The organism is Arthrobacter sp. TJ-266 (assembly GCF_058269115.1).
The window spans coordinates 617673-639611 of record NZ_JBZCNC010000003.1; the positions used below are offsets into that span (position 1 = coordinate 617673).

At 65.0% G+C, this 21939-nt stretch carries 21 protein-coding genes and 2 pseudogenes; 11 read left to right on the top strand and 12 right to left on the bottom strand.

The window, feature by feature from the left end; all coding sequences use genetic code 11:
* Positions 1-359: 359 nt before the first annotated feature.
* From AC4D12_RS11640 to AC4D12_RS11655, 4 genes and pseudogenes are all read right to left on the bottom strand, one after another.
* Positions 360-554: pseudogene (locus tag AC4D12_RS11640) on the bottom strand (DUF6531 domain-containing protein); the annotation flags it as partial.
* A gap of 30 nt (positions 555-584) precedes the next feature.
* Positions 585-890: a hypothetical protein gene (locus AC4D12_RS11645; protein ID WP_490950078.1), complete on the bottom strand. Its 306-nt coding sequence runs from the start codon at positions 888-890 to the stop codon at positions 585-587.
* A 274-nt stretch (positions 891-1164) separates the two neighbouring features.
* Positions 1165-1410, bottom strand: coding sequence for a PLD nuclease N-terminal domain-containing protein (locus AC4D12_RS11650; RefSeq protein WP_490950079.1), 246 nt, complete (start codon positions 1408-1410; stop codon positions 1165-1167).
* Positions 1411-1440: 30 nt separating this feature from the next.
* Positions 1441-2145: a hypothetical protein gene (locus AC4D12_RS11655; RefSeq protein ID WP_490950080.1), complete on the bottom strand. Its 705-nt coding sequence runs from the start codon at positions 2143-2145 to the stop codon at positions 1441-1443.
* A gap of 746 nt (positions 2146-2891) precedes the next feature.
* Here AC4D12_RS11655 and AC4D12_RS11660 point away from each other — a divergent pair.
* Positions 2892-3353 (top strand): hypothetical protein, encoded by a 462-nt coding sequence (locus tag AC4D12_RS11660; RefSeq protein WP_490950081.1) that lies wholly within the window; start codon positions 2892-2894, stop codon positions 3351-3353.
* A 1673-nt stretch (positions 3354-5026) separates the two neighbouring features.
* On the top strand, positions 5027-5437 hold the full coding sequence (locus AC4D12_RS11665; protein ID WP_490950082.1) for a hypothetical protein: 411 nt from the start codon (positions 5027-5029) through the stop codon (positions 5435-5437).
* Positions 5438-6086: 649 nt separating this feature from the next.
* Here the strand turns inward: AC4D12_RS11665 and AC4D12_RS11670 are convergent.
* The 5 genes from AC4D12_RS11670 to AC4D12_RS11690 form a co-directional block, all read right to left on the bottom strand.
* Positions 6087-7232 carry a hypothetical protein gene (locus AC4D12_RS11670; protein ID WP_490950083.1) on the bottom strand — a complete coding sequence of 382 codons (1146 nt, stop codon included), beginning with the start codon at positions 7230-7232 and terminating at the stop codon, positions 6087-6089.
* A gap of 977 nt (positions 7233-8209) precedes the next feature.
* Positions 8210-8530, bottom strand: a complete 321-nt coding sequence (locus tag AC4D12_RS11675) for an MFS transporter (protein WP_490950084.1) — start codon at positions 8528-8530, stop codon at positions 8210-8212.
* 35 nt (positions 8531-8565) lie between these two features.
* The gene (locus tag AC4D12_RS11680) at positions 8566-10842 is read right to left on the bottom strand and encodes a heavy metal translocating P-type ATPase (protein WP_490950085.1); all 2277 of its coding nucleotides are present in this window, start codon (positions 10840-10842) and stop codon (positions 8566-8568) included.
* A gap of 1 nt (position 10843) precedes the next feature.
* Positions 10844-11068, bottom strand: coding sequence for a heavy-metal-associated domain-containing protein (locus AC4D12_RS11685; RefSeq protein ID WP_490950086.1), 225 nt, complete (start codon positions 11066-11068; stop codon positions 10844-10846).
* 64 nt (positions 11069-11132) lie between these two features.
* On the bottom strand, positions 11133-11510 hold the full coding sequence (locus AC4D12_RS11690) for a metal-sensitive transcriptional regulator (protein ID WP_490950087.1): 378 nt from the start codon (positions 11508-11510) through the stop codon (positions 11133-11135).
* Positions 11511-11663: 153 nt separating this feature from the next.
* Here AC4D12_RS11690 and AC4D12_RS11695 point away from each other — a divergent pair, with 153 nt between their 5' ends.
* The 4 genes from AC4D12_RS11695 to AC4D12_RS11710 all read left to right on the top strand — a co-directional run bounded on the left by AC4D12_RS11695 (position 11664) and on the right by AC4D12_RS11710 (position 14985).
* Positions 11664-12338 carry a DUF305 domain-containing protein gene (locus AC4D12_RS11695; RefSeq protein WP_490950088.1) on the top strand — a complete coding sequence of 225 codons (675 nt, stop codon included), beginning with the start codon at positions 11664-11666 and terminating at the stop codon, positions 12336-12338.
* Positions 12339-12477: 139 nt separating this feature from the next.
* The gene (locus AC4D12_RS11700) at positions 12478-13131 is read left to right on the top strand and encodes a thioredoxin-like domain-containing protein (protein WP_490950089.1); all 654 of its coding nucleotides are present in this window, start codon (positions 12478-12480) and stop codon (positions 13129-13131) included.
* A 162-nt stretch (positions 13132-13293) separates the two neighbouring features.
* Positions 13294-14034 carry an ANTAR domain-containing protein gene (locus tag AC4D12_RS11705; protein ID WP_490950090.1) on the top strand — a complete coding sequence of 247 codons (741 nt, stop codon included), beginning with the start codon at positions 13294-13296 and terminating at the stop codon, positions 14032-14034.
* 81 nt (positions 14035-14115) lie between these two features.
* Complete coding sequence (locus tag AC4D12_RS11710) at positions 14116-14985, top strand: TPM domain-containing protein (protein WP_490950091.1); 870 nt, start codon at positions 14116-14118, stop codon at positions 14983-14985.
* 31 nt (positions 14986-15016) lie between these two features.
* On the opposite strand, the gene AC4D12_RS11715 is transcribed toward AC4D12_RS11710, so the two are convergent.
* Positions 15017-16630, bottom strand: a complete 1614-nt coding sequence (locus tag AC4D12_RS11715) for a peptide chain release factor 3 (protein ID WP_490950092.1) — start codon at positions 16628-16630, stop codon at positions 15017-15019.
* 138 nt (positions 16631-16768) lie between these two features.
* Between AC4D12_RS11715 and AC4D12_RS11720 the strand changes: the two genes are divergently transcribed.
* Complete coding sequence (locus AC4D12_RS11720) at positions 16769-18025, top strand: GAF domain-containing sensor histidine kinase (protein WP_490950093.1); 1257 nt, start codon at positions 16769-16771, stop codon at positions 18023-18025.
* Between the two features lie 33 nt (positions 18026-18058).
* On the opposite strand, the gene AC4D12_RS11725 is transcribed toward AC4D12_RS11720, so the two are convergent.
* Positions 18059-18415 carry a hypothetical protein gene (locus tag AC4D12_RS11725; protein ID WP_490950094.1) on the bottom strand — a complete coding sequence of 119 codons (357 nt, stop codon included), beginning with the start codon at positions 18413-18415 and terminating at the stop codon, positions 18059-18061.
* A gap of 196 nt (positions 18416-18611) precedes the next feature.
* Entirely contained in the window at positions 18612-20180 is a 1569-nt protein-coding gene (locus tag AC4D12_RS11730; RefSeq protein ID WP_490950095.1) for an MFS transporter, read from the bottom strand.
* Positions 20181-20241: 61 nt separating this feature from the next.
* Here AC4D12_RS11730 and AC4D12_RS11735 point away from each other — a divergent pair, with 61 nt between their 5' ends.
* The 4 genes and pseudogenes from AC4D12_RS11735 (at position 20242) to AC4D12_RS11750 (ending at position 21897) form a co-directional block, all read left to right on the top strand.
* Positions 20242-20802, top strand: a complete 561-nt coding sequence (locus tag AC4D12_RS11735) for a TetR/AcrR family transcriptional regulator (RefSeq protein ID WP_490950096.1) — start codon at positions 20242-20244, stop codon at positions 20800-20802.
* A gap of 209 nt (positions 20803-21011) precedes the next feature.
* Positions 21012-21452 (top strand): hypothetical protein, encoded by a 441-nt coding sequence (locus AC4D12_RS11740; protein WP_490950138.1) that lies wholly within the window; start codon positions 21012-21014, stop codon positions 21450-21452.
* Positions 21389-21586: pseudogene (locus AC4D12_RS11745) on the top strand (TraM recognition domain-containing protein); the annotation flags it as partial. The gene AC4D12_RS11740 and the pseudogene AC4D12_RS11745, both read left to right, overlap by 64 nt.
* Before the next feature lie 59 nt (positions 21587-21645).
* Positions 21646-21897, top strand: a complete 252-nt coding sequence (locus tag AC4D12_RS11750; RefSeq protein WP_490950139.1) for a hypothetical protein — start codon at positions 21646-21648, stop codon at positions 21895-21897.
* Positions 21898-21939: the final 42 nt, after the last annotated feature.

Genomic DNA, 21939 nt, shown 5'->3' on the forward strand with positions numbered 1-21939 from the left:
CGGCTGAAGGTAACGGTGCCGCTGGAGGCAGGGCCTACGACCTTTTCGGCGTCCCAGATCTGGGCGCTGGCGTCGACTTTTCCGGGGAGGTAGACGGTGATGGTTCCGTCGTCCTCGGTGACACTGATTCGGGCGGTGGCTCCGGTGCCGATGACCTCGACTTTCAAGCCTGCGTCAACGGCTTCATCATTGACGGGTTCGTATACGCCGATTTTCCCTGCGGTCTTAGTTCCGCCTGGTTGGCGGTACACCATGGCGCTCTCGTCATCTGCGATGAGGGAGATCGTGCCGTCGGTTCCGGTCGTGTCGGCGACAAGATAACCGGCGAGCCCTGCATCGGGTCCGCTGAAGGATGGGCGCCAGCCGGGGCCGAAGGCTCCGGTCTCGGCGCCGGCGCCGGACAGGGAGGAGTAGACACGGGAGATGGTCAGTCCCGATCCGCCGGCGTCGACGGACACATCGGTTTCGGACAGGTTGAGCTCGCCCGTGTAGAGGGCGGCTTGGCCAGGGCCTGCTTCGGCGACGGGGTACCCGCTACCGAAGGCGTGCGGCAGGCGTAGGACGAAGGTGTTCGTCTCGGTGTTCTAGGTCCAGGTGCATCGGGTGACAGCTGGCGAGGTGTAGGTGAAGCAGACCTGCACGTCGAGGAGTGCCGGGATGCGGGTCTTGCCGATCGCGGTCGCGGCCGCGGTGGCGTCGAGCTTCTTGTCGATGACGACGGGTGTGGCGGCGCTGGTAGCGGACAGTGTCTCTGCGAGGGTCCAGCCTTCTGCGGATCCGTTAGTGGCCGAGAAGGACGCACCGTTGGCGGTGCCGGTCGCGCGGTAGTAGATCTTCGGGGTGACGTTGCCTGATCCAGCGGCCGGTGAGGTCCGCTGGAGATTGGTCACCCCACGCGACGAGGACGCACACCGGCGTGATCCCCGGGATGCCTGGCTGCGCGGAGGGACGGTTCCGGCCTTTAAACCGTGAGAGCGAGGAGTCAGCGTTCTTGCGAAACACGGCTCTCGGTTCGTCGCCGATCCCCAGGTAAGGAGAGCCGGTTGAGGCCACCAACAAACAAGGTCGCCTGACCTCCCCGTAGGAGTTCAGGCGACCTTGTTGTTCGTGAATATAGACAGCAGTGAGGATCAGCACCTCACCGAGGGCCAGCGATTCTTGCCTTCAGCTAATATCCTGGTCCTGTGCCACGCGCTGTTTGCGGCCGACGGCGATCCATAGAATCGTCCCGACGACCGGAGCTGCAATAATCACGAGTACCCAGAGCGCCTTTGCCAAGCCGCTGTAAGCGGGATGACGCAGGATGGAAGAGGCTACCCAGATCAGAAAAGCGACGTAAATTCCGATGAGCCCGACGATTCCATAATTCGTAGGAATAGTTGGATTCGACATCTCTGTGGCGCTTGTCATTTCCCTAATCTTTCGTAGATGAAGCCGATATTACGAGTTCAACGCCTCTGCGAAGTCGTTGCCAACCCGCAACTGTACCCAGTACTCAGAGCTGGCGAGGTCACCGGCGGTGTAAGTACTCTGGGCCTGAGCGTATGCGGGGCCGTTGGAGTCCTCCTGCAGTTTCTGAATCACGTACTCAGGGCGTGTGCAAGTGCCAGCAGCGCATTGCTGGGTCGTGACACCAAGGAAGGTGATGGAATCAGCGGCACCGTTCACGATCTGATAACTGGCAATGAATCCGACGGTGACGTTTCCCCAGTTGTTCGCGATCGTACAGCCGGTTGCGACCGAGTACCCGCTTCCGCCCGATCGGGTGCAGTTCGAAATGATGCCGTCCGGTGAGGCTTCTCCCTTGCTGCTACCCTCCTTCGGGCGTTCCATGGTCTGAGCAGTGATGGATCCATCAGCAAAGCGCTCGACGGTTACGGTCTCATCGATCGTGGAGTAATCCTCTACAGCGATGGGTTCGACCCCTGGCGTCGCGTTGTCCCAAACCTGACCCTCGAGGAGCTCATTGATGAGTTCGTCCTGAGTCGATGTTGGTACGTCGTACTGCGAGAAAAAGTCCCGCATATCCTGCTCTTCCGTGCTTGTGAGCGAGAGCGGTGTTTCCGCAACTGCGGGTGAAGCAATGCCCAACCCGCCGAAAAGCAGAGTTCCAGCGGCCATTGTTGTGGTGACGATTTTCCTCAAGCGGTTCATTTCATCCCCATACGTTGATGTGCACTTCGTTGCTCTTTGCAACGGTTCCACGCTTGCAGGGTTGCGCGGAGTGCAAAACAGTCGGCAGGCGGATCTAAGAGTTCATTACCGATTCGTTACAAACGAGCTTCCCGGATTGTTGCTGGCCTTGAACCCAGGGCGACGGTCCCCCGTTTCGCTCCGGACTGGTGGCGGTCCGGCTACTTTGTCGTCGCGTTGAAGATCGTTATGTCTCGGACGTTCTGGCCCGACCTGAACCAGGTCCGTGCCGTGTTGCTCGGCACCCGACCGACAGAATGCAGGGTGCGTTACCCGGGGCGCCTCCAGGCACGCTAGCTGCTGCTTTGTGCCAATGTGGCACAAGCGACCGCCGACGCACAGTATTGAGGAACCCCACCTGCGACACTGACCTTATGGATCGATCAGTACCGTCTGCAGCGACACTGCATGCCTTTGGTGCCGCCGAAGCGGTACCGCTGATCGGTGGAAGAGGTACATCTTGGCGCGCTGGCAGCCTTGTGCTGAAGCCTGCCGAGGGAAATCTCGAACTCCTAGAGTGGTTGGAGTCGCTCCCGTCGACGCACTCAGTGCGAACGGCACATCCGGTCCGAGCATCAGACGGCCGAATCATCGTCGACGGATGGTCAGCAACGCCTTTTCTGGTGGGAGGCCCGAAGGCGAACGCCTGGGAACAAGTCGCTGCCGCTGGACGAGCTCTAAGTAATGACCTAGCCGTAATGACGGCACCCGAGTGGATGGGTCAACGCGATGATCCGTGGTCTATCGCTGATCGAGTTGCTTGGGGCGAAGAGCTCTTACCCGCCGCTACACCCCGCTGGTTGCGCGCGTTGGCTGACCGCCGCCTCAGCATCGAAAGCACATCGGTGCTCGTCCATGGGGATCTGACTGGCAATACGCTTTTTCAGCCGGGCATACCGCCGGCAATTATCGACTTCAGCCCCTATTTCAGGCCGGTGGAGTACGCGGTCGCTATTGTCGCGGTCGATGCCAAATGCTTCGAGGGAGCCTCCAACCAGGTGAGGGAACTCGTTCGCGGGCCCGACGCTGAGCAAGTGCTCTTACGGGCACTCATGTTTCGCGCTATCACCGATGTCCTCCTCGGAGGCGTGCCGAAGGAGAAGACCTATTCACCCGCCGTGGCCCTGCTATCAGGTGAAGCGGCCCGCTACTTGGAGTGAGTGCATAAACGACCGTTTGAGCACGGCATGGTTTCGCATTCGGACGACCCAAAGAACTGTGGGACGACGGGGCTTCGTTGGTACTGAAGAGACATGATGGACGGGTTCTGCCCCTCTCCTCTGGCTGGCCCGTAGGAGGATCGGCTTGCGGGCCACGCAGCACAATAGGTCGCGATCAGTCTTGTGTCTGTGCTACTGGCCGGTCTCGTCAGTCCAGCGCTTTGGTCCTTGTTCTGCGTTGTCCTGCCAAGAACCAACTGCCCCACCCCATGACCACGGCAACTGGGAGCGCTGCCGCTACAGTCGCGACGTAGTCCGGGTGCGCGGTCCGCACGTTAGAACCGTCCTTCATGATGAACCGACACTCGAAGCCAATTGGGACAGCAGTCGAGGTTCCTGCTGGTAACAGCTCGCCTCCCGGGGTGTAGATCGTTCCTACCGGCAGTTTCTGGCTGAGGCAGATTCCGCCTATGCCTAGGCTGCTGTGAGAGAGCCCGCCGGCATTTAGCCAGGCAAGAACGAAATACCCACAAATCGCGAGAGTGCCCGCAAATAACACAAGGGTCACTTTCTTCATCAAGGCATGCTCTCTCGGTCGGACTGTTGCTCACTCATGCCTCAAGGTACTCCGTAGCTATCTCGGGCCCGTATGCCGATCGTTCTATAAGACACTGTCTTCCTCGTTCGAGTGCTCGCGCGCTCATCTGAGTAGGTGCCATGTCTTCTGCCGCCGCGTCTCGCGTGGTGCACTGAATGATGGGGAAATTACGTCGAAGAACGGTCATCCTTCTGCTCGTCGGAGTCCTGGTGCTGATCGCAGTAGTCGTGTTGCCCAGGCCTTTGGGCTGTGGAGCGTTCCAATTCAAAACGTCCGGCGACTCTACTGCAGTGATGAATACTCGCTCACCCGCCAAGGGCGCGGTTGATGACGCTGAGTTCTGGACTGAAGAGCGCATGCAGAGCGCCCAGCCGGCGCCCATACCAAACGCGTGGTGTTCGTTCTTCTAGTGAGCAGTAAGACTCGGGCGGTCGTATGCAGCCGTCAGGTGCCGTGCGTAGAGCGATGGTTCTCCGTGCACAATCCGACGTAGTTAGCCCATGGGACTATGACGCATAACAGGAGTGCAACGGGTCTTCGTCGCGATCGTGTGCGTCGCGATTCTCCTAATCTTGCTGTTGATCGGTTCACCAGATTCACCCGGCCGGCGAAGCACTGACTTTCAGTCTTCACGGCTGTTTGCGGTATTGCTCACCCACTGACGGAGAAGCAAAACGTCCGCTGACGGATCCTCCAGGACTCCGTCGACCTACTTCTCTGCTTTGTGCGGCTGAGCGCCTTGCTGCTCCGACTCGAGGACTTCGTGAGCGTCAAGGATGCCCCGCTTAACTCCTGAAGCGATCATGTCCCGCAGGAACAGAAGGAAGACAGCAGCGATGGCCGCCAGAACGACGAAACCCCAAATATCCATACCTCAACCTTAGCTAGAGCTACTGAACGACGCCGGTGAACCGGCGACTCGGCGCTAGACGGCCGGTCCGCTTCGAGTCCCGCTGGAGGATCCTCATGTGGGACGGTCAATTAACGGAAGATCGGTCATACTTAAGTTACTCGAATTAGTAGCTATCAGATTCCTTTCGCTGCTTCCGTTCCCCCGACAGCCCAGGAGATTGTGATGTTCGAAATTGGCACGACCGATAACGGTGACCAGTGTGTCTTCGAAGCCGACACGGACATCACACTGATGCTGACCGGAACGGTCAATCGACGGTCGGTACTTGTTTTCTCCATGACTCAGGGTGAGCTTCACTTCACGTTTGAGGCGCCTCGCGAGCACGCCACAGATCCAGGAACTGGTAGGGACTACCACTACTACACCTTCAAAAGATTCGGACGACTTGAGTCAGGCGCATCCGGATCAAAGTCGATTGCACCAGAGCATGAAAGGTTCTGGATGCTGAAGGCGGCTGCAGCGCTAGTCGTTTTCGGATTTCACTATGAAGGTTTATCGAAACCCCCCGAGAATTACCGTGTATTGCTGGATGAGAAATTGTATACACGTCTAGATTTTGGTTTTAGCGAATAGTCTTTTCAGTAAAATGCGTTATGTCTCACCAGCAAGAATCCTGACTCCGTCGTTCTCCGGGCCTAGTTCGCAGCGGGATCCACGACCTGCCCAGGAGCATCGGAGGCGACGGCGGTAGATTACTCAAATGATGTCGAGGAGCAAGGATCACCCCAACTGGGCACCTACCCCCACTGACGGACAACTCCGGACCGGCTTCTGGCTCAGCATCATCGGAGCTTCAGGGTTCTGGGCCCTCTACGCGTGGATACTCCTGGATCGTGGGTTCGGTGAATCGGTTGTAGCCCTAGTCCTTCCGCTCCTTTCCACCTACGGTGCAGTGTCGCTCTACGGCAAACACAGATCTACACTCAGGCGAGGTACAGCCGACAAGGATGGCCGCTAAGCGATCCCTAGACGGGACCACTCGTACACGGAAGCAAGCTTAAGTAAGGAACAAAAATGGAGTTACTCGGAATCGCTATATATGGCGGGGCTTTGAGTCTGATTGCCTTGATGATCTCCTCTGTCTACTGGCTTGCTTCAGACGTGTCCGAGGGCCCCCCTGTGTCCACCAGGAGGGCCCTTGCTCTAATCTTTATGATTCTTTCTACATCTTTTCTCATCTTCCTTATAGTAGCGTATTTCTTTACTTGACGGACATCAGGGTTTAGAAAGGCGGCACTGGTTCGTAGGCAGCGCACCGACCTGAGTTGAAGCAAAGATTCTCTCGGAAGCCGAGCCAATTCGTATATGCACCTGCCAAATAAGCTGGGCGTCCGATGACTGGTTCATTCACAATGAACGCATTGGTGGTGAGGGTTCGGAAGATCATGGTGTCGGTTTCTCGGCGAGTGAAGTCGAAATAAATACTTGAGCCTTCACCATCTATGTGACTTGGCATTGAGTCGTAGCGGAAATGCAATGCGTCCCATCGATCTCCCGGTCCTAAATATCGGTCGATGTTGAAATCGGCCATCCGTACGGTGAAGTCCTGCCCAAAAACGGTCAGTGGGAGCACCTCACCTACGATAGGGAAATGAGCGGGCGCGCCGGTGACAGGGAAGTTGCAATTGAAGCACTGCCGTAGCATGTCGTAAATTGTTTCTACAGGAAATAGATCGCTAAAGGGCTTGTCTTTAGTAATGAAACCCAAATCATATTCGAAACGGTAGGACCAAGTCCAAGCTGCTGCGATAGCGTTCATTTCCGATGCGTCCGTCGTATCTACCGTCTGTGTAAGTGTCTCGCCGTTCCAACTCAACTCGCTCCTTACTTTCGACCCGTCTGCAGTCGACGCCCATGAAGGACTGATAATGCCGAGTACGCCCTCCTTCTCATTGAAAAGACGTATAGCACCTAAATCATCTTCCACAGCCAACGTCCCCGCGGGAACCTCAAATTTGTACTCACTCTCCACGAGACCTTGCGGCGTCGTGTAGGTCGAGGCCATACGGTGACCATTCTCCAAGGGCTGAGATATATAACCCATGGATTCATCTGTTGACGAAAAGACGCCGATGTCTGCTGGCGTTTCGATCGCCTCGACCGAAGCCGGCAAACTAATTTTGATGCGAGAATCGGATGGGACTACGTTCTCAACTAGTGCTGGAAGTGGCTGCGCCACGGTTTCATCGATCACCTCTGCGTTGACGTTTGAGTGGGCCGTCTGTTCCAGGAGCGCTGGATTGACGGCAGTTACTACGGCAAGCGGATCAGGGGCCTCATTCTCATCGGCTAGTGCCGGTGTGGTGCTTGAGATAAGTACTGCACCAAGTAACAGTGCTATTGTTCGTTTTGTCCAAAACTTCTTCAAGGTTCCCCCATGAATTCAATCAGTTGTCGGCGTGATGTTGAAAGTCTCGCCTTGTGACTACGGTTGTGGCTATAGGGGAGAATGAGTGTGCTGTTTTCGTGATGCGATCGTTACAGAAACATTCGTTCGGCTCAGAAGGTTGCACGTCACGTCGATCTTCAAACCTCTCGGTTATGTGACACCCGGACCTGTGTCAGTAGCCCTGTCCAGAAGTGAGTGTGCGGTTACCGACACCACTGAACGATTAGGCGCGGTGGGTCAGGATGGTCGGCACAAGTGGAGCCCGTGACAGATCGCAGTGGGGCTTGTGATGGAGCAGATTCAGGCGCTCGATGCTTTGAGGAGCGATCCGACGAATGCAGAGAGGACACCAAGGTCGTTTGAGCGCAGTGCCTCGAGGGCATCCAGCATTCGGCGCTAAAAGCTGGGGATGACGGGAGCCGGCAGGCGAGGGCGGGTGCCTGCCGGTTCCCGAGATTAGCGGCGGCCAATCCGGACGGCGAGTCCAAGGCCGGCGAGGATGATCAGCACGACGACCATCTGAGTGACGCGCTCTGCCGGCCGCCGACGACTCACCGCAGCATTTGACCAGATCAGTTCGAACGGCAACGAGTAGGGGTTCTCGTCAACATGAGTTGACATAACCTATGTTATCGGCTATCCATTTCGGCCGGGGAATCTCGACGTTGGTCTGCCCGATTGCTATGGACTGAAGAGCACGCCCCAGCTCGCCTTCCAGTAGTTCTCGCCGAAGAAGTAGTCTCATGGAGGGAGATAGATCTACTTCAAAGTGTTGTCTTATAAATTCCTCCGTGTCGTTGGCCAACTGAGAACCAACAACGCTACGACTTCTGGCGATGAGCCAGTGAGTCAATTCTAAATATTCCTCCGCTTGCTGCGGTGCGTGTAGTTGTAATAAGTCAAGTTGCTCGATCCGACTCTCCAACATTCGAAGAAGTTTGGCATTATTTCGCACTTTAGTTATACCTCGCTCCTCGATGGGCCGAGCGAGATTTTGGCCATGCAGTGTTCGCGGCCAGCATGAGCCGACGCCGGTCCAGGCGGTCGGCGAGTGCACCGGCCGTCAGCGCGAACAGGAGCCACGGCAGGGTCGCGGCGATGGACAGCCCGGCGATCAGCGTGGGGGACTGCGTGTACTGGATGGCGAGGAGCGGCAGCGCGATCTTGAAGACGCCGTCGGCCAGGTTGGAGAGCCCGGAGGACGTCCACAGACGCCAGTAGGCAGGACCGAGGGGCCCTCGGTCCTGCCCGTTCGCTACTGGTGCGTCCTGACCCATGGACCGACCCTGACACGGGCGGCCCCGTCAACCCGCTATTTGCCGAAGTTCCGCAGTCTCAGCGAGTTGGCGACCACGAGCACGGAACTCGCTGCCATCGCCGCTCCCGCGAGCATCGGGTTCAGCAGGCCGAACGCGGCGACGGGGATGCCCACCGCGTTGTAGAAGAAGGCCCAGAACAGATTGCCCTTGATGGTCCCGAGGGTCCGCCGGGAGAGTTCGATGGCCTGCGCCACCTGCTCCAGGCTGTTGCCCATGACGGTGAGGTCGGCCGCCTCGATCGCCACGTCCGTGCCGGATCCCATCGCGATACCGAGATCGGCCTGGGCCAGCGCGGCGGCGTCGTTCACGCCGTCGCCGGCCATCGCGACCGTGGCACCCGTCGCCTGCAGGTCCCGGATCACGTCCACCTTGCCCTGGGGGGTCACCCCGGCGTGCACGTCCTCCGCAGCGATGCCCACGGCGGCGGCGACCTGCAGGGCCACGGCCCGGTTGTCCCCGGTCAGCAGCACGGGCCTCAGCCCGACTGTCCGCAGCCGGCCGATCGCGGCGGCGGAGCCGTCCTTGACGGTGTCGGAGAGCGTCACGAAGCCGGCTACGGCGCCATCCACGGCGACCCACACCGCCGTCGTCCCGGCGTCCTCGGCCGCGGTGAAGGCGGCCGAGTGCCCGGGGGTGGGCCGGATGCCGTTGTCCTCCAGCCAGGTGCCGCGCCCGGCGATGACGACGGCGCCGTCCACGATGCCACGGACGCCTCCTCCCGGGGCGCTCGCGAAGTCCGCGACCGCGGGGAGGCGGCCCGCCTCGGCGGCGTGCCGGGCGATCGCCTGGGCGATGGGGTGCTCACTGCCCGACTCCACCGCACCGACGAGGCGCAGCAGATCGTCGGCGGGCACGTCGCCGAGGGCGACGACGTCGTCCACCGCCATGATGCCGCTGGTGACCGTGCCCGTCTTGTCCAGCACGATCGTGTCCACGGTGCGGGTGTCCTCGAGGACCTGCGGTCCGCGGATGAGGATGCCCAGCTGCGCGCCACGGCCCGTGCCGGTGAGGAGCGCCGTGGGCGTCGCGAGCCCGAGGGCACAGGGGCAGGCGATGACGAGGACGGTCACCGAGGCGGTGAACGCGGCATCGAGGTCGCCGGTGAGGGCGAGCCACAGCACGAAGGTCACGACGGCGATGACGAGCACCACGGGCACGAACACCGCGCTGATGCGGTCCGCGAGCCGGGCGATCGTCGCCTTGCCGCTTTGCGCCTGGCTGACCAGACGCCCCATGTGGGCGAGCACGGTGTCCGAGCCGACGCGCGTCGCCCGGACCACGAGCCTGCCGGAGGTGTTGATGGTGGCGCCGGTGACGGTATCGCCGGTGCCGACCTCCACGGGGATGCTCTCACCGGTCAGCAGGGCGGTGTCCACGGCGCTCGAGCCCTCCGTGATCACGCCGTCGGTGGCGATCTTCTCGCCCGGGCGGACCACGAACTCGTCCCCGGGGATCATGGCGTTCGCCGGGAGGGTCACCTCGGTGCGCTCGCCGTCGACGGTGCGGAGCACGTGCGCCTCCTTGGCGCCGAGGCTGAGCAGCGACTTCAGGGCATTGCCGGCCCGCTGCTTCGCACGCGCCTCCAGGAAGCGGCCGAGCAGCAGGAACGTGACCACGACGGCGGCCACCTCGAAGTAGAGGGAGTGCTCCGTCATGTCCATGCCCGCCATCCCGGCGTGCTGCGTCATGGTCGGGTCCGCCACGAGCTGCCACGCCGAGAAGAGGAACGCCGCGGTGACCCCGATGGAGACGAGCGTGTCCATGGTGGAGGAGAAGTGGCGGGCGTTGATCGCGGCGGCGCGGTGGAACGGCCAGGCCGACCACGTGACCACCGGGAGGGACAGCGCGAGCACCACCCAGCCCCAGTTCGCGAACTGCAGCGCGGTGACCATCGAGATCAGCAGCACCGGCACGGAGAGTACGGCCGCGAGGGTCAGCCGCGCGCCGAGGAGCGACGGCGTGTGGCCGTGCTCATCATGTCCGTCGTGTCCGCCGTCGTGCTGGGGCCGCACCACGTGCGCGCCGTACCCGGTGGCGACCACCGTGTCGATGAGGTCCTGATCCGTCACGGAGGCGGGCACCCGCACCACGGCGGTCTCGAGCGGCAGGTTCACGCTCGCCTCGACGCCGTCGAGCTTGCCGAGCTTCCGCTCGACGCGGCCCACGCAGGAGGCGCAGGTCATGCCCTGGATGGAGAGTTCGACCACGCGCGGCGCGGCCGCGTCGGCGTCCGCCCCGTGTGCCGGGAGCTGGTTCTGCAGAGCCGTCATGTCAGGCTCCGGCGGGCACCACGGTGTAGCCGGCTTCGGCCACGGCGCCCTCGAGGGACGCGGCATCCAGTGGTGCGGAGGAGGAGATGGTGGCGGTGGAGGTGCCGCCGTTGACGAGGTCGACGTCGACGGTCTCGACGCCCGGGAGCTCCGAGAGCTCGCTCTTCACGGCGCTGACGCAGTGGCCGCAGGTCATGCCGGTGATGCCGATGGTGGTGGTGCTCATGGTGTGTCTCCTGGATTCGGTCGGTCGGTCGGTTATTTCGGTTCGGTCGGTGTGTGCAGGGGGATCAGCGGAGCAGCCGGCCGATGGCGGCCGTGGCTTCCTGGACCTTCTCCTGGACGGCGTCGGTGGAGCCGGACACCTGTGATTCCTGGGCGGCACCCACCACGCAGTGCGCGATGTGCTCCTCGAGGAGGCCCATCGAGACGGCGTGCAGCGCCTTGGTCACGGCCGACACCTGCGTGAGGATGTCTATGCAGTACTTGTCCTCGTCGACCATCCGGGCGATCCCGCGCACCTGGCCCTCGATGCGTCGCAGGCGCTTGAGGTAGGCGTCCTTGTCCGCGGTGTAGCCGTGGGGCGCGGTCGGCTCGGCGGATCGGGGTGCGGCACCGGTCTCCACGATCGTGTCGACGATCGTGTCGGTGCCCCTCTCGGTGGTCATGATGTGGCTCCCTGCATGGATGAAACGATACCCTCGGGGGGTATAGCAGTCGAACCGCTATGGGTATTCCCGGCTCGGCCACCTTCTTTGAGGGAACGCCCAGCGGTGTGCCGTACGGTGGCTCTGCGGCAGATCCCCGACCCTAGGACGTTCATGACCCTCTCGCTCGCCCGGTGGCAGAAACTCGTGCTCCTGATCCTCTGCGGGGTCATGGTGCTCGGGCTCTTCGCCCTCGCCTTCACGGCGGGCCGCGTCTCGGCCGGTCCCACCTACCCGGACTCCACGAGCGCCGACGCGGGTTTCGCCCGCGACATGCAGGTGCACCACACGCAGGCGGTCGAGATGTCGATGATCGTCCGAGACAAGGTCGACGACGAGACCCTCCGGGCCGTGGCGTACGACATCGTGACGACACAGCAGGGCCAGGCGGGCCAGATGTATGCCTGGCTCGAGGAATGGGGGCTTCCCCAGAGCACCTCCGAGCCGCAGATGGCGTGGATGGCGGAGGCCTCGGGCGAGCACGGCGGCATGGACATGGACATGTCCGGAAGCTCCTCGGGCGACGCCGCGTCCATGCTCACGCCGGAGGGGTTGATGCCGGGCATGGCCACCCAGGCGCAACTCGACGAACTGCGCGCCGCCCAGGGTGAGGACGCCGAGCGTCTGTACCTCAACCTGATGATCAGTCACCACGAGGCGGGCGTCGACATGGCTGCGGCGGGCGCCGAACTCGCCGAGACCGAGCAGGTGCGCTCCCTCGCCACGAAGATCCAGTCGGGGCAGCAGTCGGAGATCGACCTCATGCAGACCATGCTCGCCGATCTGTAATCCCCCCGGCCCCTGAGGTCCGGGCACCCGCACACGGGTGCCGGTTCAGGGGCCGGGCCCACCCGCCGGTACATTTGATCCCGGCGCTACCGATCCGCGGCGAACGCCGCAGCCGTACCAGTACCGAAGGGCACTCGCGTTGAACAAGAAGCGATCGCAGGAGAACCAGGACCGTCAGGCCCGTCTGGCCGCCATCCAGGCGGAGCAGCGAGCGGGCGAACGGAAGCGCAATGCCCTCATCTTCGGGGGGATCGGCGCCGTGGTCCTGGCGATCATCATCGCGGTGACCATCGTCATCGTCGGCCAGATCCAGGACAACCGCGTCCGTGAAGCAGCGGCCTCGCAGGACATCTCTGGCGTGGAGACCTTCCCGGACGTCACGTTCAACCACGTCGAGGGCCCGGTGGAGTACGAGCAGTCCCCTCCGGTCGGCGGCGACCACAGCCCCATCTGGACCAATTGTGGCGTCTATTCCGAACCCGTGCCCAACGAGAACTCCGTGCACTCCCTCGAGCACGGCGCTGTGTGGATCGCCTACAACCCCGACATCGGGCAGGAGGGGATCGACCGGCTGACCGAGATCGTGGGCTCGCGCTCCTACGTACTGCTCAGCCCGTACCCGGATCTCGACACGCCCGTCGCCGCCAGCGCCTGGGGTCTTCAGCTGAAGGTCGACTCCGCGGACGACCCGCGCCTCGTCACGTTCCTCGACAAGTACATCCAGGGCGAGCAGACCCGCGAGCCGGGCGCCGCCTGCTCAGGCGGCGTGACCCCTCCGGGGCTCGCCTCTTAGCAGGTGAGGGAGCACCTCGGACACCGGCTCACCGCCTGTCCGGGGTGCTGGCAACGTGAGCGCACGGCTGCAAGAAGGTCTCCGCCCGGCGGGCGGCACTTGGTAACGTGGCATCACACGCCGCTCCCCGCGGCCTTCGCCCTTTCCGGAAGGTGCAGTGGCATGGTCGACAATCGCGTCCTCGATGAGGTCTCCCTCCCGGGCATGCTGCAGGACATGGTCCTCGAGAGCGCCGACATCAATGAGTTCCTGGGCGGTCTTGCGAAGTTGGCAGCTGACTCCTTCGGGTCCGAACACCGAGAAGTACTCTGCGGGATCACGCTTCTCCGACCGCGCGCCAAGATCACCGTGGCCAGCAGTTCGGACCGTGCGCAACTCATGGACGAGGTGCAGTACCGGTTCGACGACGGACCGTGTCTGCGTGCCGCGCGCGAGGGACAGGTCTACACCGTGTCCGACTTCCGCACGGAGACCCGGTTCGGTGAGTACACGCGAGCCATTGCCGAACACGGTCTGCGATCGGCGGTGGGTCTTCCCATACCGCTCGACGGGATGGCCGCCTCCGGGCTGAACCTGTACTCGCCCGAGCCGAACGCCTTCAGCGAGAAGGACATCGCTGTGGCGTCGGACCTCGCTCGCGAGGCATCGCGCGCCCTGCGCATGGCCGTGCGCCTGGCGCATCTCAACAGCACCGCCGAGAACCTCGAATCCGCCATGCAGTCGCGCACCATCATCGACGTCGCGGCCGGCATCATCATGGGCCAGAACCGCTGCAGCCACGAGACCGCCATGACCATCCTCAAGGCAGCCGCCAGCGGCCGGAACAGGAAGCTGGCGGACGTGGCGGCATCGGTGGTCGCATCCCTCGGTCAGCAGGCACCGGACACGCACTTCGAGTCCTGACGCCCGCCTGTCCCACCCTGTACCGGAGTGCCTACACTGTCCGTCCGTAGCGGCCGTCAGGGTTGTGGGGAGGATGCCACGGTGGTTCGAGCAGCTCACAGGGTGGTGACCGTCGTCGCGCCGGGTGGCGCGCTCCTGCTCACCGGATGCGGGGACGCGGCCGCGCCCGAGGTTCCAAACGCTCCGGACCAGGGCAGCATCGTCGACGCAGCGGACGTCCTCACGGACTCCGAGGAGCAGGAGCTCGACGCGCGGATCGACGCCCTCAACGCCCGCACGGACGCCGCGCGCGTAGCCGTCCTCACCGTCGACGGCCTGGCTGGTTCCATCGAGGACATCGCCCGGACCGCCGCGACGGAATGGCGTGTGGGTGACGACGGCGCGGACAACGGCGTCCTGATCGTCGCGGACACCGGTGAGCGGGAGCTGCGGATCGAGACCGCGGACGGCGTGCGCGATGCCTTCAGCGACGACGACGCCGAGGAGGTCGTGGAGGATCTGCTCGAGCCGGCGTCCGCCGACGAACAGTACGCCCGGGGCCTCGGGGACGCCGTCGAGGAGGTCTACCTGTACGCGGAGGGCGGCGCTCCTGCCGAGGAGCCGTTCGACTGGGCGCTGCTGGCCCTCGTGCTCGGCGGGACTGCCGTCGTCGTCGGAGCCGCGATCGCCTCGATCATGGCCGACCACCGGACGCGGCGCCGGGAGATTGACGCCGAGCTCAGGGCCGTCGAGGACGCCGATCCCGAGCTCGGACTCACCGACGAACAGCGCGAGGCCTACCGGACGTACCGCTACTACCACCGCGGCAAGGATGACATCAGCAGCCCGGCCGCCTGGCTGCCGCTCTACATCGCGAATCCGGCTCCGTACTCGGGCGGCTCGGGATCCTCGGGCTCGTTCGTGAACGGCGGCGGAGGTTTCAGCGGCGGCGGGGCGTCCGGGAGCTACTGACTGCCGCTCGCACAGGGCCCGATCCCATCGGTCAGAGGTCGACGGCTGCGCCGATCGCTTCGAGGACGACCTCGGGGTAGTCCTTCCGGAAGTGCCCCACCTTCCACTTGTCCCCGAAGACCGCGACGATCTCGCCGTCGGACCGGTACAGGATCTCCCCGCCGCGGAACGTCTCCGGGACGCCCTCACTGCCGGGTGCCACGCTCATGGCCAGGGAGTAGGAGAGGTTGTCGAGGGACGTCGGGGCGTTGAACTCGGTGCCGAGCCGCTCGGCGGCGACCTCGAATTGAAGGGCCCCGACGGCGGCCAGCACGGGTGCCTGGTCACCGCGCAGGTTGGAGCGCAGCACCTGGACCACGCCCTCGTGCTCGAGCTGCTCGATGCCCCGGCGGAACTGCTTGTAGCGCCCCGGGTCCTTGGCGCGGGCGACGGCGAACAGCTCCGGCGAGAAGCGCGGGATGTCCGGGAACTGCACGGGCCGCTCGGAGAAGAGGCTGTCACCCACGCGGAGGCTGGTGGCGTTCACGAGCCCAACGACGTCGCCCGGCCACGCGGTGTCCACCACTTCGCGGCTGCGGCCGAGCACGCGATGCGCGTACTTGGTGGCGAAGGGCTTGCCGGTGCGCTGGTTCGTGATGACCATGCCGCGCTCGAACGTCCCCGAGCAGATGCGCAGGTATGCGATGTGGTCGCGGTGCGCGCTGTCCTGTCCGGCCTGCACCTTGAACACGAAACCGGACAGCGGGGCGTCGATGGGGCGTGGCTCGTCCTCCTTCGACGGGCGGGGCGAGGGTGAGGGCGCCACGTCCACGAGGATGTCGAGCAGCTGCGAGACGCCGAAGTTCTTCGCCGCGGCGGCGAAGAGGACCGGCGTCTGGCGTGCCGCCTCGAACTCCTCGCGGTCGAAGGAGCCGTTCGAGGACTCCACGAGCCCGGACTCCTCGCGGGCGTCGAGCCAGGCGCCGGCGTCGCGCGGGTCGAGGGCGTCGATGTCAACGTCCGTCTCCTCGGCCGCCTGCGCCCCGGCCTGAACCGCCTCGAGCGCGAGGGTACGGCCCGCCTGCAGGTCGATCAGGCCCTGGAAGTGCCCGGCGATGCCGACGGGCCACGTGAGGGGTACGGGCGTCATGCCGGTGCGCTCGCCGATGTCGTCGATGAGCCCGAGCGCGTCCAGACCCGGCCGGTCCCACTTGTTGATGACGGTGATGATGGGGATGTTCCGTGCCTTGCACACCGCGAGGAGCTTCACGGTCTGCGGTTCGAAGCCCTTGGCTGCGTCGATGAGCATGACGGCGGAGTCCACGGCGGCGAGCACCCGGTAGGTGTCCTCCGAGAAGTCCGCGTGGCCGGGGGTGTCGACGACATTGAGGATGGTGTCGCGATAGGTCAGCTGCAGGGCGGCGGAGCTGATCGAGATGCCGCGCTCCTGTTCGATGCCCATCCAGTCGGACACCGTGGCGTGCCGGCTGGACTTGCCGTGGGTGACGCCGGCGTCCTGGATGGCGCGGGACAGCAGGGCGAGGGCCTCGGTGAGCGTCGACTTGCCGGCGTCCGGGTGGGAGATGACGGCGAAGGTGCGGCGCCGACCGGCCTCACGGCGGACGGCATCGGCGTCGAGGACGGGGGGATCGGTCAGGACAGTCACCTCCCCATTGTCCCCGATCCCGGCCGGGCGGTCCTCCGCCTTCATGCGTCCGCCGCACGCCCGCCGGACGGGCTGGGGGAGCGGGCCGCTAGTCTGGACCCAGATCACAACACACGGCGACAGGGTGGAGGCGCGGGAATGACCGATCAAGCCTCGGTTCAGCGGTCGCCGCACGTGCCCGCCCACGCCGATCTGATCTCGAGGTACGGCCTCCAGGTGGCACTCGGTGCGGTGGCGCCCGCAGGATCTGCACCGCAGCAGGCCGCCGAGTCGCAGGCTCCGGCGTCCCTCCAGAACCTCGTGAACCTCGCTATCCAGCTCTGCAACGCCAGCTACGGTGCCATCAACGTCATCACCGAGGACGAGTTCCATCAGATCGCGACACAGGGCCTCGAGCCACTGATGTGCGCGCGGGAGGACTCCCTGTGCGGACAGGTGCTGAAGTACGGACACACGGTCGTCTCGGCGGACTGCTCCGCGGACCCGCGCTTCGCCACCAATCCCTTCGTGGACGGACGTTTCGGTGCCGTGCGGTTCTACGCCACCACACCCCTGCTGACCAAGGAGGGTGTGCCGCTCGGCACGCTCTGCATCTTCGACGAGGTGCCGGGGGATCTCACGGAGAAGCAGGCCGCCGGGCTCGAGACGCTGGCCACGCAGGTGATCGACGTCCTGGACCTGCAGCTGCGCACCCGTCAGCTCGACGCGACGGTGCAGGAGCTGCAGCGCAGCAACGAGCTGCTCGGCGAGTTCGCGGGGCGCATCAGCCATGACCTGCGCGGCCCCATCACCAGCGTGGTGGGCCTCGTCGAGCTCGCCGAGGAGGAACCGCACCTCCAGGACGGGCCGGCCGGTACCTATTTCCGCCGGATCGGGGCGAGCGCCCTCCGGATGTCCTCGATGGTGGACAACCTGCTGGGGTACTCGAAGATCGGCGGGACGGCGAACCTCGAGGCGGTGTCCCTCGCCGACGTGGTGCAGGCGGCAGCGGCGGATCTCGGCCACCACCTGGACGGCGTGCAGATCACCTGGGACGATTTCCGGGGCCGGGCGGACCCTGCGCAACTCCGGGTCCTCGTGCAGAACCTCCTGGCGAACGCCGCGTCCTACGTCCGCCCCACGTCGACTCCCGAGGTCCACGTCTCAGGCACGGGCACTCCCGAGGTGTGGCGCCTGGATGTCGCCGACAACGGCAAGGGGATCGAGCCGGAGGACTACGACCGCGTGCTCGAGCCGCTGGTGCGGCTCGAACGGGACGGCGACCCCGCGGGGACCGGCATCGGGCTGGCCACCTGCGTGAGGATCGCCCAGGTGCACGGGGGCAAACTCGCTCTGGACAGGACGCCCGGTGGCGGGCTGACGGTCCGCGTCTGGTTCGGCTCCGGCCCCGCCTGAGGTACTCGGACGTCGGCTCGGGCCCCGCCTGAGCTACTCGAACGCGGGGTTGTCCTCGCGGGGCTCCTCGTGGCCCACGGACTTTTCCTCGAGGAACTGGCACAGGGACGCGGCGACCAGCAGCTCCGCGGCCAGGGCGTGCAGCTCCGGGGCGCTGAGTTGGGCCGCGAGGTTCCGTGGCTCCAGTGTGATTCCCCAGGTCGACTGCTCGGGGTCGAGGGGCTGCAGGTAGAGCTCGAGAGAATCGTTGCGCAGCGGCACCACGACGAGTCCTGTGTCGCCGCCGTCGGCGCCGTCCTGCAGGAGCACCCGGATCATGGATCCTCCCTCGCGGGTGGTCCTGAACTCCTCCAGCCAGGCTTCGAGCGTGCGCTTGCTCCGGAACGGCATCCTTGGTCCTCTTCCTGTACCCGGCCATCGAGTCCGTTCCGCGGGCGGCGCGGGCGGCGGCACCCCAGAAGCGCCTTGATCAGCCTACTCAACGTCACCGACGGGCGCGCCCACCGCCGGGCCGGGCTATGCGCGGTGCCGATCGGTGGGCGCAGTCAGCCCGAGCCGCGCGGTGTCACGCGGGGCCGGCGTCGGGTCAGCGCGCCGCCGCCGGGCTGCGGAGGCTCCAGGCCGCGAGGACGGCCGCGCCGACCATGAGGAGCGCCGCGATCCCGGCGGTGAGGGTGACCCCGCCGTCGAAGGCGTGGAACGCCGACTCGCGCAGGAGCGCAGCGGCACCGCCGTCGAGCTGTCCGGCGACCTCCACCGCGCCACCGAGGGTCTCGCCCGCGGCATCGGACTGCCCCGGGGTGAGCCCTGCAGGGAGCACCAGGTGGCGCTGGTAGGACGACAGGAGGATGCTCCCGAGCACCGCCGTCCCCAGCACCGAGCCCACCTCGTAGGCGGTCTCGGACACGGCGGATGCGGCGCCGGCCTTCGCGGCCGGGACGGTGGAGAGGATGAGGTCGTTGGACACGGTCTCCGAGGCACCCACGCCGATCCCGAGGATCACGAACGCCGTCATGAGCACGTGCGCGCTCCCGCCGTCACCGAGCAGCGCGATCATCGCGTAGGCAAGGGCGGAGAACAGGAGCGAGACCGGGACGACGACGTGCGCCGGCACGCGGCGGGCCAGGGGCACGACGGCGAGACCCGCCGCGATGGTCATGAGGAGCCCCGGCAGGAGGACGAGCCCGGCATCGAGCGGCGAGTACCCGAGCACGAGCTGCAGGTGCTGCGACACGAAGAACAAGAACCCGACCAGGGAGAAGATGGCCAGCAGGTTGACCAGCACGGCGCCGGTGAAGGCCCGCACGGTGAACAGCCGGACGTCGAGCATGGGGCGGCGGCGCTGGAGCTGGCGTGCCACGAAGGCGATCCCGGCGGCGATCCCGATCACGGCGGCGGTCACCGTGATGAGCAGGGGCCCGCCCTTGGCGAGGTTCTTGATGGCGTACACCACGGGGAGCATGGTCGAGATGGACAGCACGATGCTCGCGATGTCCACGGGCCCCGGATCGCCGTCACGTGATTCGGGGACGACGGCGGGCGTGAGGACCAGCATGAGCACGAGGACCGGCACGGCGAGGAGGAACACCGAGCCCCACCAGAAGCGCTCGAGGAGGAGGCCGCCGAGCAGCGGGCCGAGGGCGGCGCCGGCGGAGAAGCCGGCGGCCCACACGGCGATGGCCACGCGGCGCTGGTTGCGGTCCGTGAAGATGTTGCGGATCAGGGAGAGCGTGGAGGGCATGAGCATGGCGCCGAAGACGCCGAGCCCTACGCGGGCGGCGACGAGGAAGGCGGCGGTCGGCGCGAACGCGGCGATCACGGAGAAGACGGCGAACCCGGCCGCGCCGATCATGAGCAGGCGTCGGCGGCCGAAGCGGTCACCGAAGCTGCCCATCGCGACGAGCAGGCCGGCGAGGACGAGGGGGTAGACGTCGACGATCCAGAGCAGGGTGGTGCCCGTCGTCGCGAAGTGTCGCGAGATCTCCGGCAGGGCGAAGCTCAGGACGGTGTTGTCCACCGAGACCAGCAGCACCGGGAGCATCAGCACGGCGAGGGCGAACCACTCGCGGCGGCCGGCCCGGACGGGGAGGGGGGTGTGGGCGGCACGCGAGGTCACCTCGGACACGCGTGCAGAAGGCGAAGGTGTTGTTGTCATGCTTCTAAGCTATACCGTCCAGCCGGTACAGTACAACAAACGTGACCGGTATCATCACGGGGTGTCCAGTTCCCGCGAGCGCATCCTCGACAGCTTCGAAACCGCCCTGATCCGCGACGGCGAACGGGCCGCGACCATGGAGACCGTGGCCGCCGCCGCCGACGTCTCCAAGGGTGGTCTGCTGTACCACTTCCCGTCCAAGGAGGCCCTCGTCGAGGGGCTGGCCGTCCGCCTGGACGCGCTCGCCGAGAAGGACCGCGCGGGCATGACCGCCGCCGCCGACGGCGCGGCCCGGTACTACGTCAGGACGTCCGTGTTCGAGGACAGCCCGCTGGACCGCGCACTCGTCTCCATGGCGCGGCTGGCCCAGCAGGGGCACCCGATAGCGAAGGCCTCCCTCTCGGACATCCAGGAGCGCTGGCTCGACGCCCTCGAACAGCAACTCGGGGACCGCACCACCGCGCGGGCCGTGAAGCTGCTCGGTGACGGCCTCTACTACGACGCCGCGTTCTTCGCCTCCGCCGGCTCGGGCCGCACCACGCCGGGGGACATCGACGAGCTGCTGGCCGTCGTCGACCTCATCGTCGCCGGACGCGGCTCAGAGGCCGACGGCGGTTCCTGAGCCGCCGTCCCCTCCGCCGGCCCAAGGCTGATTCACACGTCGGCAACGCCGGCAAGGACCTCCTGGCTGGCTACCTCCTCGCTGCAGCTGTCAGCGGGCGGTCCATCAGCCAGGTTCATTCGTGGCTCTCGCACGCCGAGGAAACGGATGCGTCCGTCCTGTTGCTCGGGGCCGGCTGGTTGGAGGAAGCCGATTCGATCGGCAGCACCATGGCACTGCCGGATAAGCAGCGCGAGGGCGTCTACGGCACCGCCCGGCAGATGGCTACCTGCCTGAAGAACGAGAAGATCGCCGCATGGGTGAACCCCAGCGGCCCCGATGATCCTCGACCGCAGTTCACACCCGAGGACTTCATCAAGGGTCAGAACACCCTGTACGCGCTGTCCAAGGAGGGCGCCGGCACTGCCGGTCCCTTGGTGACGTCGCTGACGGTGGCCACGGCCACCGCGGCCGAGGAGTACGCCGCCACCCAGCCCGGCGGCAGACTCGCCGTGCCGATGCTGTGCGTCCTCGATGGAGCCGCGAACGTGTGCCGGTGGGGGGGAACCTCCCGAACCTGTACAGCCACTACGGTTCCCGCGGCATCGTGGTTTCTACATTCCTACAATCCTGGTCCCAGGGCGTCGACGTCTGGGGCGAGTCCGGTATGAAGAAACTGTTCTCCACGGCCAACGTCTTCACCTACGGCGGCAACGTGAAGGAGGAGGGCTTCCTGAAGATGCTCTCCGAGCTGATCGGTCAGTACCGGTACACCTCGGTGTCGACCTCGAGGCGGAAGGACTCCCGGTCCACGAGCCGCAGGACTCCACCGACGACATTCTCTCCGTCGCGGATCTCGCGGCTATGCCCAAGGGTCGGGCGATCATGCTCGGCTCCGGCTCGCGCGCGGTCCTGCTCCGCACAGCCGCGATCGGTGACCGCCCGTACGCGGCGAAGATCGCCGCGTTCGAGGCCGCGCGCTTGAACCCGCCAGCCCCGGCACCGGTGCTGCGTCCGGGATCTGAACCGGTCGTCGAACCGGTCAGGGAGTCAGTGGCACAGCCGGTGGCGACGACCGGCGGCGGGAACCGCTGGTCGAGCATGGTGAAGGAGTAGCCGGTCGACGTGCAGTCACCCTTTGATGCTGGCAATGAGTTC